Here is a 14,226-nt window from a genome sequence, read left to right as displayed (position 1 = left end):
CCCTCAAACCTGGGCCTGCACCAGCGCCCGGGTATTTTGCAAACGTCGGGTGAGCATTGCGACGCTCACCACCAGAGCCCCGCACAGGCTGATGACCATGGCCATCGGCATGGCCGTGCCGTCGTACAAAATCCCCACCAGTGACGCAGCCCCGGCGGCGACGCTGAATTGCAGGCAACCAAGCAATGCCGACGCACTGCCGGCGCGGGCGCCCTGACCGTTCATCGCGCAGGCCGACGCGTTGGGCAGGATGCACCCCAGGCTGGCGATACAGATGAACAACGGAATCAGCAGCGGCCACAGTTTCTCGGTGTGCAGCGCACTCACGGCGAGCAGCGCCAGGCCTGCCGCCAGGTAAACCCATACCGCACGTGCCAGCAGGAATGCCGGCCCACGCTTGGCCAGTAACCGGGCGTTGACCTGGGCCACCAGAATGAAACCCGCCGCATTGGTGCCGAACAACCAGCCGAAATGCTCGGCCGGCACGCCGTAGAGCTTGATGAACACAAAAGGCGAGCCGGCGATGTAGGCAAACATCCCGGCGATGGCGATACCGCCCGTCAGGGCATGGCCAAGGAATACCCGATCCGCGAACAACCGGCCGTACTGCCGCAACGAGCCAGACAATGGTTGGCGCGGCATATCGGCCGGCATGCTTTCCGGCAACCCCAGCGCCACGGCCACCGCCGCCAGCGCACTGAAGCCGGTCAACACCAGGAAGATCGACTGCCAGCCTGTGGTATTGACCAGCAATCCGCCCAGCATTGGCGCAAGGATAGGTGCCAGCCCCATCACCAGCATCAGCTGGGAAAAGACCTTGGCCGAGCCCACCGCATCGCATTTATCGCTGACGATTGCCCGCGAGATCACCATCCCTGCGCAACCGCCCAGCGCCTGGACGAAGCGCGCGCCGATCAGCCATTCGAGGTTCGGCGCAAACGCGCAGGCCAGTGAAGCGACGGTGAACAACACCACGCCAGTGAGCAATGGCACCCGCCGGCCGAAGCGATCGGCAATCGGGCCGTAGACCAATTGACCAATCGACAACCCCAGAAAATAGGCCGCAAGCGTCACTTGAACGTGTTGTTCGTCGGTGCCGAAAGCCAGCGCCATCGCGGGAAAGGCTGGCAGGTAAAAGTCGATCGCCAGCGGGGCAAACGCACTGAGGGCGCCGAGGATTAAAATGGTACGCAAGTTCATCAGGCATCCAGTTGGACAGAAGTCAGCAGCCCCACAGTCTAGCCGGGGATGGACGCCTTGAACATTCCGGTAGGTCGCTAACTAATAAAGACGTCAGGCGACCTTTGCCTCATAACCTTCTTCAGTGATGGCGGCGAGCACCTCTTCAGTCGACAGGCTGCTCTCGACGCCGACTTCCCTGGCGCCCAGATCGATGCGCACGCTGGCGGCCGGGTCTCTGGCTTGAAGCGCCTGGGTAATGGCTTTTACGCAATGGCCGCAGGACATGCCTTGAACAGTGAACACTTGCATGGGATGACTCCTGTTGATGAGATTGACACCAGTCTCGAGCTTGCCACCATGGCAAGGTCAAGTTCTGAAGTGAACGGCCGGGCTGGCAATCGCCGTCGCGCTCGGCCAAGCTGCGAGTATCAATGACTTCAACATCAGGAGATTCAGCCATGCGCTGGTCAGCTCTCAGCCTGTTTGGCTTCCTCGGCCTCTTCGCGGCCCTGCCTTCGGCCAACGCTGCCGGGGAGGACTACGGGGTGCTGATCATTTCCCGCGAGCGCCTGGAAGTGTCGACCAATTGCGAAATTGGCGTGTACCTGCAAGACCAGCTGTCCGCTCGGCTGTTCCAGGAGCAAAGCACGTCATTCAACTTGCCGCCGGGCAATGTCTCCCTGCGCCTGAAACTGCTGCCGGGCCAGGCCCCGGGGTGCAATCCGGGGATGCTCGCACCGGGTTCGCAAACCATCACGCTCAAGGCCGGGGATGTGTTGAAGTTCCGGATTGCGATGTCGCAGGAAGGGATGTACCTCAAGCCTGCGGCGTTGAACTACTGAGCGCCACAGATCGGATCAAGGTGATATTGGCGCTTGACCTTGCCCGCATGGCAAGGTTGATCCTGTAGGCATCCACTACAGGGAGCTTGACCATGAGCGAGACCACTACGTTCGACCTGCCGATCGCCGGCATGACCTGCGCCAGCTGCGCCGGGCGGGTCGAGCGCGCCTTGAGCAAAGTCCGGGGCGCCAGCGCCGTCAGTGTCAACCTGGCTACCGAACAGGCCCGGGTGCAGGCGCCCGGCGACAGCCTGCCGGCCCTGATGGACGCTGTGCAACAGGCCGGGTACAGCGTGCCACAGCAAACCCTGGAACTGAGCATCGATGGCATGACCTGCGCCTCCTGCGTCGGCCGCGTGGAACGGGCGCTGGCCAAGGTTGCAGGGGTGAAGAGCGTCAGCGTCAACCTGGCCAACGAACGCGCGCACCTCGAATTGCTGGGCCAGGTCGCTGTACAAACCCTTATCGAAGCCGTCAGCAAGGCGGGATACTCGGCCAGCGTGCGGGAAGTCGAGCACGCTGCTGCCGACAACCAACAACAACGCCTGCATCGCGAACGCTGGAGGGTGATCCTGGCCATCGCGCTCGCCCTGCCCTTGGTCTTGCCGATGCTGCTGCAGCCGTTCGGGGTGCACTGGATGCTCCCGGCCTGGGCGCAATTCGCCCTGGCCACGCCCGTGCAGTTCATTCTGGGTGCTCGCTTTTATGTGGCCGCCTGGAAAGCCGTCCGCGCCGGCGCGGGCAATATGGACCTGCTGGTTGCCCTGGGCACCAGCGCCGGTTACGGCCTGAGTATTTACGAATGGGCCACCGCTGCCGGGCGCATGCCGCACCTGTACTTTGAGGCTTCGGCGGTGGTGATCGCCCTGGTAATGCTGGGCAAATACCTTGAAAGCCGCGCCAAGCGCCAGACCGCCAGCGCCATCCGCGCCCTCGAAGCCCTGCGACCGGAACGGGCGATTCAGGTGGTCGATGGCCGCGAACAGGACGTCGCCATCAGCGCCCTGCGCCTGGGTGACCTGATGCTGGTCAAACCCGGCGAACGCTTTCCGGTGGACGGCGAAGTGGTCGAAGGCCAAAGCCATGCGGACGAGGCCCTGATCAGCGGCGAAAGCCTGCCCGTGCCCAAGCAACCTGGGGACAAAGTCACGGGCGGCGCGATCAATGGCGAGGGCCGGCTGTTGGTGCGCACCCAGGCACTGGGGGCCGAAACCGTGCTGGCGCGGATCATTCGCCTGGTGGAAGACGCCCAGGCGGCCAAGGCTCCCATCCAGAAACTGGTGGACAAGGTCAGCCAGGTTTTCGTCCCCACCGTGCTGCTGATCGCATTGGCAACGCTGGTGGGCTGGTGGCTTTACGGTGCGCCCGTCGAAACAGCGCTGATCAACGCCGTTGCCGTGCTGGTGATCGCCTGCCCTTGCGCCCTCGGCCTGGCCACTCCCACGGCAATCATGGCCGGTACCGGGGTCGCTGCACGCTACGGGATCCTGATTAAGGATGCCGAGGCACTGGAACGCGCCCATGAAGTCAGTGCAGTGGTATTCGACAAGACCGGCACGCTGACGTCGGGTGCGCCGCGCATCGCTCACTTGAGCGCCATCGGCGGCGATGAAAATGCACTGCTGCAAAAAGCCGGCGCCTTGCAGCGAGGCAGCGAGCACCCCTTGGCCAAAGCGGTGCTGGATGCTTGCGCCGAGCGCGGGCTGAGCGTCGCCGATGTCAGCGACAGCAAGTCCCTGACCGGGCGTGGAATTGCCGGCACGCTTGACGGACGGCGCCTGGCCCTGGGTAACCGACGCCTGCTGGAAGAGTGCGGGTTGAACGCCGGCGCACTGGCGGACTCGGCCAGCGCCTGGGAAACCGAAGGGCGCACGCTGTCATGGCTGATCGAGCAAAGCCCCGAGCCGCAGGTGTTGGGACTGTTCGCCTTCGGTGACACCCTCAAGCCGGGTGCACTGCAGGCTGTGCAACAACTCGGCGCGCGCCACATCAGCAGCCATCTGCTGACCGGTGATAATCGTGGCAGCGCCAAAGTGGTCGCCGACGCGTTGGGTATTGAGGATGTCCACGCCGAAGTGTTGCCGGCCGACAAAGCCGCCACCGTGGTCGAGCTGAAGAAAACCGCAGTCGTGGCCATGGTCGGCGACGGGATCAATGACGCCCCGGCCCTGGCCGCCGCCGACATCGGCATTGCCATGGGCGGTGGCACCGACGTGGCGATGCACGCAGCCGGTATCACCTTGATGCGCGGTGATCCACGACTGGTGCCTGCGGCATTGGAGATCAGCCGCAAGACCTACGCCAAGATCCGGCAGAATCTTTTCTGGGCCTTCGTCTACAACCTGGTCGGGATTCCGCTGGCAGCCTTCGGTTTTCTCAATCCGGTGCTGGCGGGCGCGGCGATGGCATTGTCGAGCGTCAGCGTGGTCAGCAATGCGCTACTGTTGAAAACCTGGAAGCCCAAGGACCTGGAGGACAACCGATGAACATCGGCCAAGCAGCCCGCCAAAGTGGCCTGAGCGCCAAGATGATTCGTTACTACGAATCCATCGGCCTGCTCAAAGCCGCCCATCGCACTGACAGCGGTTACCGCGTGTATGGCGACGATGACCTGCACACCCTGGCCTTCATCAAGCGTTCCCGGGACCTGGGGTTTTCCCTGGAAGAGGTCGGCAAGCTGCTGACCCTCTGGCAGGATCGCCAGCGCGCCAGCGCCGATGTAAAAGCCCTGGCACGCCAGCATATCGACGAGCTCAACCAGAAGATCCACGAGCTTGGCCAGCTGCGCGACACGCTGCAGGACCTGGTGGAGCACTGCCAGGGCGACCATCGGCCCGATTGCCCGATCCTCAAGAACCTGGAGTCGGGCTGCTGCGCTGAGCCTGCCCATCAAACAACCAGACCGCGAGCCCCCCTGTAGGAGCGAGCTTGCTCGCGAAAAACCAGAGGGCGCCGCGGGGTATCAGTTGCCCCGCGTCATCGTTGACGACCATCGCGAGCAAGCTCGCTCCTACACGGGTCGAAGACGCCGCGGGGTATCAGCTGTCCCGCGTCATCGTTAACGACCATCGCGGGCAAGCCTTGCTCCCACAGGTTAGGGTTCACAAAAAACCCGGCCGAAGCCGGGTTTTTCATCAACCAGTCACTGCATCCAGGGCGGAGGCGGTTCTTCGGTTTTATTCGGTGGCGCGTCATCTGCCGCGCGCACCGCCTGCTTGCGCTCTTCATCCAGGCGTGCCGCCTCGATTTCGCGCATGATGCCGCCAACGTCGGCCAACTCTTCCGGCTCGTCGAACTCGCCGGTCAGGATGCTGGCCGGGTGCAAGGTGCCGGCTTCGTACAAGGCCCACATCTCCTTGGCGAACCTGGTCTGCTTCAACTCCGGAGCAAACCGCCCGAAGTATGAGGCCATGTTGCCCACATCCCGTTCCAGCATGTTGAACGCGTGGTTGTTCCCCGCCGCGTCCACTGCCTGAGGCAAGTCGATGATCACGGGGCCGGTCGGGGTCAACAGTACGTTGAACTCGGACAGGTCACCGTGCACCAGGCCGGTACACAACATCAGCACGATCTGCGAGATCAGGAACGCGTGATACTCGCGCGCCTGGTCCGGCTCCAGCACCACGTCGTTCAGACGCGGCGCAGCATCGCCGTACTCGTCGGCCACCAGTTCCATCAGCAGCACGCCTTCGAGGAAGTCGTAAGGCTTGGGCACCCGAACGCCAGCACCGGCCAGACGAAACAGAGCCGCCACTTCGGCGTTCTGCCAGGCGTCCTCGGTTTCTTTCTTGCCGAACTTCGAGCCCTTGGCCATGGCCCGGGCCTGACGGCTGTTGCGCACCTTGCGGCCTTCCTGGTATTCGGCCGCCTGACGGAAACTACGTTTATTCGCCTCCTTGTAAACCTTCGCGCAACGTAACTCGTTGCCGCAGCGCACCACATAAACAGCTGCTTCTTTACCACTCATGAGTGGGCGCAGCACCTCGTCGACCAGACCGTCCTCGATCAGGGGTTCAATGCGTTTTGGAGTCTTCATCAGCTTTTATTGTGGGTCCTTTATTACCAAACACGCGAAAGTCATTCGTTATACGGCAATCCACTCGCCGGTGGGAGGGGTTGCCGACCTATGAACGCTGCTATCTGCCTAAAGATGCACACAATGTGCCGATTATGCCCCGTCAATTTGGCCGCTTTCAGCGGACTTTTCAACGGCGCACGGGATTATCAACGCTCGATAATCGCCGTCACGCCCTGCCCGCCTGCCGCGCAGATGGAGATCAGGCCACGGCCCTTGCCTGCCGCGTCCAGCAGCTTCGCCAGGTTGGCGACGATGCGTCCGCCGGTCGCGGCGAATGGATGACCTGCCGCCAGGGAGCTGCCTTTGACATTGAGCCGGCTGCGGTCGATGGCACCCAATGGCGCGTCAAGGCCCAGGCGGGTCTTGCAGTACTCCGGGTCTTCCCAGGCCTTCAGGGTGCACAGCACCTGAGCGGCGAAGGCTTCGTGGATTTCGTAGTAATCGAAATCCTGCAGCGTCAGGCCGTTGCGCGCCAACAAGCGTGGCACGGCATACACCGGCGCCATCAGCAGGCCTTCGGCGCCGTTGACGAAATCCACCGCAGCCGTTTCGCCGTCGCGCCAGTAGGCGAGGATCGGCAAGCCGCGTTCCTTGGCCCACTCCTCACTGCCCAGCAGCACCAGGGACGCGCCATCGGTGAGCGGCGTGGAGTTGCCCGCCGTAAGGGTACCCTTGGCGCTTTTCTCGAAAGCCGGTTTCAGCCCCGCGAGTTTTTCCAGGGTCAGGTCGGGGCGCAGATTGTTGTCGCGGGTGAGCCCGAGGAACGGCGTCATCAGGTCGTTATGCCAGCCCTCGGTGTACGACGCGGCCAGATTACGATGACTCGCCAGGGCCAGTTGGTCCTGGGCTTCGCGAGGAATGTTCCAGGTCTGCGCCATCAATTCGCAGTGCTGGCCCATGGACAGGCCGGTGCGCGGCTCGCCATTGCGCGGGAACTCGGGAATCAGGTGCTGGGGGCGCAGTTGCAGGAACGTTTTCAGTTTGTCGGCCGTGGTCTTGCCGCGATTGGCCTGCAGCAGAATTCGACGCAACCCTTCACTGACACTGATCGGCGCATCCGAAGTGGTGTCGACGCCACCGGCAATGGCGCAGTCGATCTGGCCCAGGGCAATCTTGTTTGCCACCAGCAACGCCGCTTCCAGCCCGGTGCCGCAGGCTTGCTGAATGTCGTAGGCCGGGGTGTGGGGCGACAGGCGCGAGCCGAGCACACACTCACGGGTCAGGTTCATGTCTCGCGACAGCTTGAGTACCGCCCCTGCAACCACCTCACCGATGCGCTGGCCATGCAGGTTGTAGCGTTCGATCAGCCCTTCGAGCGCAGCAGTGAGCATGGCCTGGTTACTGGCGGTGGCGTAGGGTCCGTTGGAGCGAGCAAAGGGAATACGGTTACCACCGATGATCGCGACGCGGCGCAGTTGAGTCATGAAAAGCTCCTGATGAAATATTCCAATTCAAACGGCACACCCTGCAGGAGCCAGCTTGCTGGGTCCTGCAGAGTCAAGCGTAGGCCTTATCTCGTGGATCGAACGACTGATCGCCATTCATGGTCCACACTTTGAACCCCAGCTACCGGAGTGCGTTCCATGTCTGACCGCTATATCGACTTCGCCAATTCATCCATCGGCCATCGCCTGGTCGGTGCCATGGGCCTGCCGTCGCCGGTTCGCCTGGAGCGCTGGCAAGCTGGCAGGCTGCGTCCGGTCGAGGGCGCGCTGCTGATTGGCGGCGGCCCGCTGGCGGGGAAAGTCAGTGCTTTCGCCAACCGTCTCACCGACGCGATCTACGGTTACGGCACCGAGCCTTCAGTGGCTACCCCGTGGATTCCGGGGCACGGTCCGAAACTCAAGGCCGTGGTGTTCGATGCCAGCGACCTGGTGCACACCGATCAACTCAAACACTTGCGCGAGTTTTTCCAGCCACTGATGAAAAACCTCGATCACAGCGCGCACCTGGTGATCCTCGGTCGCTCGCCACAAGGCTTGAACGACCCCTTTGCCGCCAGCGCCCAGCGGGCCCTGGAGGGGTTCAGCCGGTCCCTGGCCAAGGAACTGCGCAGCGGCGGCACCCTGCAATTAATCTATGTCGGTGAAGGTGCCGAGGATCAGCTGGAAGGTCCGCTGCGGTTTTTCCTCTCGCCAAAAAGCGCGTTCGTCTCCGGCCAGGTCATCCGCCTGACCGCCTGCGACACCCCGGTGACCGACTGGACCCGCCCGCTGGCCGGGCGCAAGGCGCTGGTCACCGGCGCGGCGCGGGGCATCGGCGCCTCCATCGCCGAAACCCTGGCCCGTGACGGCGCTGAGGTGGTGCTGCTGGACGTGCCTCAGGCCAAGTCCGACCTCGAAGCCCTCGCCGCACGCCTCGGCGGGCGCAGCGTCACCCTCGACATTTGCGCCGAGGACGCCGCCGCACAACTGATCGACCACCTGCCCGATGGCATCGACATCGTGGTGCACAACGCCGGCATCACCCGGGATAAAACCCTGGCCAACATGACGCCGGAGTTCTGGGATGCCGTGCTGGCGGTCAACCTCAATGCACCGCAAGTGCTGACCAAGGCCCTGCTGGACCAGGGCACCCTGCGCGACAATGCCCGGGTGATCCTGCTGGCCTCCATCAGCGGCATCGCCGGCAACCGCGGGCAAACCAATTACGCCGCCAGCAAGGCCGGGCTGATCGGCCTGGCAGAAGCCTGGGCGCCGTTGCTCAAGGAGCGCGGCATCAGCATCAACGCCGTGGCCCCCGGGTTCATCGAAACCCAGATGACCGCACACATCCCCTTCGCCCTGCGCGAAGCCGGCCGCCGCATGAGTTCCCTGGGCCAGGGTGGTTTGCCGCAAGACGTCGCCGAAGCGGTCGCCTGGCTGGCCCAGCCCGGCACGGGCGCCTTCACCGGACAGGCCTTGCGGGTCTGCGGACAAAGCGTTTTGGGGGCCTAGACATGACGACCGACTGGCACACCCTCGATCGCGAGCCGAGCCTGGCCGACCTGTACGTCAAGGCCGCCACTCGCCGCAAAATTACGGGCACTACCCTGCCTGATTCCGGGCTGCGTACCGGGGTCGATGTCGATTCCGGGCGCCTTGTGGCCTACCGCAAAGTCTGCGGCTTCGCCGACAATGCCTTGCTTCCACCCACCTATCCCCACGTACTCGCGTTTGCCTTGCAGATGCAACTGCTGACGGCCAGGGAGTTTCCTTTTCCGTTGCTCGGTCTCATCCATTTGAGTAATCGCATTCGCGTCCTGCGCCCGATGGGCGGCGTGGGCCGGGTGCGGGTCAGCGTGCGGGTGCAGAACCTGCAGCCCCACGCCAAAGGTGCAACCTTCGACCTGATAACGACCCTGGACGATCAACTCGGCGCGCTATGGGAGGCCGAAAGCCGGATGCTGTGTCGCGGCGTCAAGCTGCAGGGCGAAGCGGCGGAGGAAGTGCTCGCGCCGATGTTGCCGATGACCCAGGTTGCGCAGTGGCAAGCCCCGGCGGACATTGGCCGGCAGTACGCCAAGGTCTCCGGGGACTACAACCCGATCCACCTGAGTGCCGTGAGCGCCAAGCTGTTCGGCTTCCCCACTGCGATCGCCCATGGGTTGTGGAACAAGGCCAGGACCCTGGCGGCGCTCGCCGATCATTTGCCCACGGCCAATGTGGACATTGCCGTGCAATTCCTGAAGCCGGTGCGATTGCCCAGTGAGGTGACGTTGATGGCCAGTGCGGCAGGATCGAGCGGGGACTTTCAACTGCTGGGGGCGGGTGACCTGGAGCATATGGTGGGGCATTGGGCGCCGATTGCTTGAGCGCCTTGGAGATCGCCATAGTCGGAACGCCGGCCGGGGCAAGCTTTGCTCTCGCACAGTGATTCAAATTGTATATATATCCAAAGTTTATGAATCATTCAAAGCCATACTAAGCCGTTGATTCTGCGGATAACTTTTCACCTGTCAGCCCCCCTTACACAAGGCGTTAATACCAACTGGAGAATGGTATTGGCGCCCTCTTGCGACTGTTATGTCTACAACGGACGAAGGCATTGCTGGCAACAGAAACCAGCAAGCCATCGAAGACAGCGAACGTTGTAACAGGTGCAAGGAATACCTCTCATGAAAACCCAAGTTTGGTGCAAATCAGCAATCGCCATGGCGCTCGCCCTGTCCCTCGGCCTGACCGGCTGCAGCAGTGGCGGCGGCGGTCATCACAGCAGCTCCGACAGCTCATCCCCCGACAGCACTGCCGACGCGGGAACGGGCGGTTCCGGAGACTCGGGCGGAACAGGCGCAGGTGGCACCGGTGGCGCAGGTGACGGCACCGCAGGCACTGGCGGAACGGGTGGAACTGGCGGCACCGGTGGCGACAATACTGCGGGCACGGGTGGCACCGGAGGCACAGGCGGTAACGGTGGCACTGGCGGCGGCACCATTGACCCGACCAACCCGACCAACCCCACAGATCCGACCGACCCCACCAATCCAACCAACCCGGGCGTCACTCCGCTGGTGACCACCACCCTGGTCCAGGACGTCGGCAAAACCGTCAGTGGCGTAGGCGATGGCGTCGGCCAGGTAGGCGACAGCCTGGGCACCGTGCCCGTGGTCGGCGGTGTGGTGCAAAGTGCAGTCAACACCACCGGCAATGTCGTCAGCACCCTGGGTAATGGCGTCGCCAACGGCATCGGCAAGCTGGACACCGACCCCAATGGGCTGGGCGTCACGGCGGCATCGGTGGGCGGCGTGGTGCAGGATGTCGGTAATGGCGTCTCGGACGTCAGCGGCAAACTCGCCACGGCCACCAGCAGCATTCCTGTGGTGGGCGGGGTCGTCACCAAAGTCGCCCCCGTGCTGGACGGCGTTGGCGAAAAAGTCACCATGCTCGGCGATACCCTGAGCACTGCCACCACTACCGGCCCCTTGGGGACAGTGACCAAGGAAGTCGGCAGCAAACTCGTGCCGGTGATTGCCATGGTCGAGACCACCACTGACAAGATTGGCGACGCCACCGGGCTCGGTGATCCACTCAAGGGCCTCGTGAACAAAGTCGGCAGCACCGTGAATGGCGTTGGCGACAAAGTTACCCTGGCCGGTAAGGGCAATGCCCTGACCAACACCGTCGGCGGCGCACTGAGCAACACCGGCACGGCGGTCGGCAAAGCTGGCGGGCTGGTGTCCAATGGCAGTGGTTCAGGCGCGGGTGGCGGCCTGGGTGGAGGTCTGGGTGGCGCCTTGGGCGGCACAGGTCTGCTGCAGACCGTCGGCGGCGCGGTGGTCAATGTCGGCAGCGGGCTTAACGCTGGCAGCACCAGTGGCGTGGTCAGTGCAGGCGGTGTAACGGCCGGGGCAGCGGGCAATCTGGTTGCGTCGGTTAACACCGTACTGGGCGGCTCCGGCGTCGCCAATACGGCAGCTACCGCGCCCTTGGCGAACCTTGGCACCGCGGTGGGCGCTGGCCTGAATCCGGTCACTACCGCCGTCACGGGCCTGACCCAGAACGTCGGCGCAGCGACAGGCCTTGGGGCACCCGTCAACGGCCTGACCAATCAGGTGGGTGGTGCGGTCAGTAATCTGGGTACAGCGATCGCCACCAGCACGCCAAACCCGGTCGTGGCGGCGGTCGGCAACACAGTCACCACGGTGGGCAGCACCGTCGGTGCCGTAGGCGGCCTGGTGAACGGAGCGCCTGGCGAGGGCGGCGCCACCGGGGGGCTGGGTGGCTTGCTGGGCGGCCTCACCGGCAAGCTGAGTGGCAAGAACCGTTAGTTTTTGCACCTGGCCGATTCGACGGCCTTATCTACAGCGCCTACGCTTGGTTGAAGGCGGAAGATTCGAAAGAGTCTTCCGCTTTTTCTTTTGAACATGATGATCCAGGCGAAGTTGTAACTTGAACATGGAGTGTCCTATGCGCCTTTTGGCTTCCTTGCTAGCTCTGACCGTCAGTACCTGCGCCCTCGCCGACACCCTTCCCAGCTTCCTCAACAGCAACGAAACCACGCGCAACCTGCCGGTACCCACCCTGCCCGCCGATGCTTACCGCCCCAGCACTGCGCCGCTCTCGGTGCCGGAACCCGGCGCCACCCAGGCCCAGCCGCTGATGATGAACACCCGAATCAAGCTCAGAACCGTGCAGATCGAAGGCGGAACCGTCTACCCCCTCAGCGAACTGGCCACGCTTTACCAACCCCTGATCGGCCAGGAAACCAGCCTCGCCGACCTGATCGAAGCAACCCGCAGCATTACCCGCCGCTACCAGCAGGAAGGTTACCTGCTGTCCTATGCCTTCCTGCCGCAACAGACGTTCGACAATGGCGTGGCGCGGGTGGTGTTGGTGGAAGGCTATATCGAGGATTACCAGTTGCAGGGCGACGTCGGGCGGGTCAAGGGCCTGCTCGACAAGCTGGTGGCCAAGCTGCAGGCCGAACGCCCGCTGACGCGCAAGACCTTCGAGCGCTACACCACGCTCATGAGTCGAATTCCCGGGGTGACCCTGCAGGCGCAGGTGCCGCCACCGGGCACCACCGACGGTGCGGCCTACCTGGTCGCCCAGGCGAGTCGCAAACCCTTCACCAGCACCCTGAGCGCCACAGAAAGCAGCCGCAACGGCACCCAGGCCCTGCTCGGCCTCAGCAGCAACTCCCAGACTTCCATGGGCGAGCAACTGAGCCTCAGCGGCCTGTTTCCACCAGGGGAAGATCACGAGCAGTACTACCGCCTGGACTACAACCAGTTTCTGAATGCCGAGGGCACGCAGCTGGCGCTCTCCGCCTCACGCTACCGCGCCGACCCTGGCACCAACGTGCTGACCGATAATGGCCTGGAGCTCAAACCTCACCGGGAGAATGACCGTTACTCCGTCGGCTTGAGCCACCCACTCATCGCGTCACCCAACGAACAACTCAGCGTCAGCTCAAGGGTGTACGCGGTCAATGACAAGACCCGCTACAAGGTGGTCGGCTTTCCATTGAGCGTCGACATCAACAGCGACGTGCGCGCCCTCGCTTTTGAAGGTGACTGGCGCAAGGCCGATGCCAAACAATTGCGGATCCTCAGTGGCGGGGTTTATCAGGGCATCGATGGCATGGGGGCCGATACCAACAACACCGACCTCGACCTGGACTTCTTCCGTCTGCGTTTATCCGGCGTGCAGAGCGACCGGTTTTTCGACAACTGGCAGGGGGTGCTTTCGGCCGCGCTCTACTGGAGTGAAGACACCCTGCCCGACAGCGAACGCGCGGTATTCGGCGGGCAGAATTTCGGCCGCGGCTATCCCGACGATCAGGCGTCGGGCGACAAGGGTTGGGGCATCGCGTACGAGGTCAACTACAGCTTCAACCGCGACTGGAGCTGGGTAAAAATCCTGCAGCCCTACGTCGTCCTGGATCGCTCCAAGACCTGGTTTAACAAGCTGCCGGTGCAGGGCAATAATCTGTCCTCGGGCGCCATCGGGTTGCGGTTTGGCGATGCCAAGTACTACAACATCGCCCTGGAAGCCGCCAAGCCGATGTCCGAGCAAGCACTGGATACCTTCAACCGCAAGCCGCGCTACAGCATCAGCTTCAGTTACCAGCTTTGAGTCATGGACCGGTTTGCTGGTGATGGCGACGGTTAACGATTGCCAGAAGGACGGTGGCCTATACGAACCCACTGTAGGAGCGAGCTTGCTCGCGATAAACCCGAGAACGCCGCGGGCATGTCAGGCTGCCAGCGTTATCGTTCACGACCATCGCGAGCAAGCTCGCTCCTACAGTTGACCGGGGTGGCGCTGAGGAAATAAGTGCACGTCCTGCATACCCAGAGTGGGCTGGGGAAAATTCCTACAGGTTGTGTCGGTTGTTGTTTCGGAAGTCCAGCAGATATGATTTGTCGTCGCTGAATCTCAGCAACCGGGCGTCGCGGCCCGAATCAGCTTACTTGGTGCATAATCACCCGCCCCATCGACGATACTTCGGTATTTGTCGTGGGTCTTATGGTGGCTGTGCGTGGGATACCTTCGGGTATGCCGGGTTTCCAAGTGCCTCGGTCCGCGAACCTGCGCACAGCTGCCACCTTCGATTGCGTCGCGGCGATCGATGGCAGCTCCAAATATCACTTGGAGTTTCACAATGATCAAACACAGCCCCAATCCCCCCGAATCAAACACC

11 protein-coding genes and 1 pseudogene are annotated in these 14,226 nt (G+C 63.0%); 7 read left to right on the top strand and 5 right to left on the bottom strand.

The annotated features are described in order from the left end of the window. Nucleotides 1–3: 3 nt before the first annotated feature. Nucleotides 4–1,200: a multidrug effflux MFS transporter gene (locus tag UB23_RS04750; RefSeq protein WP_045058179.1), complete on the bottom strand. Its 1,197-nt coding sequence runs from the start codon at nt 1,198–1,200 to the stop codon at nt 4–6. A 93-nt stretch (nt 1,201–1,293) separates the two neighbouring features. After that, nucleotides 1,294–1,491 (bottom strand): heavy-metal-associated domain-containing protein, encoded by a 198-nt coding sequence (locus UB23_RS04745; RefSeq protein ID WP_045058178.1) that lies wholly within the window; start codon nt 1,489–1,491, stop codon nt 1,294–1,296. 149 nt (nt 1,492–1,640) lie between these two features. Between UB23_RS04745 and UB23_RS04740 the strand changes: the two genes are divergently transcribed. The 3 genes from UB23_RS04740 (at nt 1,641) to cueR (ending at nt 4,944) form a co-directional block, all read left to right on the top strand. Further along, a complete protein-coding gene (locus UB23_RS04740) occupies nt 1,641–2,024 on the top strand; it encodes a hypothetical protein (protein ID WP_045058177.1) in 384 nt (127 codons plus the stop codon). A gap of 92 nt (nt 2,025–2,116) precedes the next feature. Then, nucleotides 2,117–4,510, top strand: coding sequence for a heavy metal translocating P-type ATPase (locus UB23_RS04735; protein WP_045058176.1), 2,394 nt, complete (start codon nt 2,117–2,119; stop codon nt 4,508–4,510). Beyond that, nucleotides 4,507–4,944 (top strand): Cu(I)-responsive transcriptional regulator, encoded by a 438-nt coding sequence (gene cueR, locus UB23_RS04730; protein WP_045058175.1) that lies wholly within the window; start codon nt 4,507–4,509, stop codon nt 4,942–4,944. Before UB23_RS04735 ends, cueR begins: the two co-directional genes overlap by 4 nt. On the opposite strand, the pseudogene UB23_RS30120 reads toward cueR, so the two are convergent. The 3 genes and pseudogenes from UB23_RS30120 to UB23_RS04720 all read right to left on the bottom strand — a co-directional run. Then, nucleotides 4,940–5,017: pseudogene (locus tag UB23_RS30120) on the bottom strand (outer membrane lipoprotein carrier protein LolA); the annotation flags it as partial. The gene cueR and the pseudogene UB23_RS30120 overlap by 5 nt on opposite strands. 149 nt (nt 5,018–5,166) lie before the next feature. After that, nucleotides 5,167–6,060: a PA4780 family RIO1-like protein kinase gene (locus tag UB23_RS04725; protein WP_045058174.1), complete on the bottom strand. Its 894-nt coding sequence runs from the start codon at nt 6,058–6,060 to the stop codon at nt 5,167–5,169. A gap of 188 nt (nt 6,061–6,248) precedes the next feature. Next, nucleotides 6,249–7,526 carry an acetyl-CoA C-acetyltransferase gene (locus tag UB23_RS04720; RefSeq protein WP_045058173.1) on the bottom strand — a complete coding sequence of 426 codons (1,278 nt, stop codon included), beginning with the start codon at nt 7,524–7,526 and terminating at the stop codon, nt 6,249–6,251. 159 nt (nt 7,527–7,685) lie between these two features. On the opposite strand from UB23_RS04720, the gene UB23_RS04715 reads away from it, so the two are divergent. The 4 genes from UB23_RS04715 (at nt 7,686) to UB23_RS04700 (ending at nt 13,658) form a co-directional block, all read left to right on the top strand. Then, nucleotides 7,686–9,038, top strand: coding sequence for a 3-oxoacyl-ACP reductase (locus UB23_RS04715; RefSeq protein ID WP_045058172.1), 1,353 nt, complete (start codon nt 7,686–7,688; stop codon nt 9,036–9,038). A gap of 2 nt (nt 9,039–9,040) precedes the next feature. Further along, complete coding sequence (locus UB23_RS04710; protein WP_045058171.1) at nt 9,041–9,895, top strand: MaoC family dehydratase; 855 nt, start codon at nt 9,041–9,043, stop codon at nt 9,893–9,895. Between the two features lie 303 nt (nt 9,896–10,198). Then, nucleotides 10,199–11,848, top strand: a complete 1,650-nt coding sequence (locus UB23_RS04705; RefSeq protein ID WP_045058170.1) for a collagen-like triple helix repeat-containing protein — start codon at nt 10,199–10,201, stop codon at nt 11,846–11,848. A 139-nt stretch (nt 11,849–11,987) separates the two neighbouring features. Beyond that, nucleotides 11,988–13,658, top strand: coding sequence for a ShlB/FhaC/HecB family hemolysin secretion/activation protein (locus tag UB23_RS04700; protein ID WP_045058169.1), 1,671 nt, complete (start codon nt 11,988–11,990; stop codon nt 13,656–13,658). Nucleotides 13,659–14,226 lie beyond the last annotated feature (568 nt).

The sequence above is a fragment of the Pseudomonas sp. ES3-33 genome (genome assembly GCF_000952175.1).
GTDB classification, from domain to species: Bacteria; Pseudomonadota; Gammaproteobacteria; order Pseudomonadales; family Pseudomonadaceae; genus Aquipseudomonas; species Aquipseudomonas gregormendelii.
The sequence above is the reverse complement of the archived record's forward strand: the minus strand, read 5'-3'. Positions and strand labels throughout refer to the sequence as shown.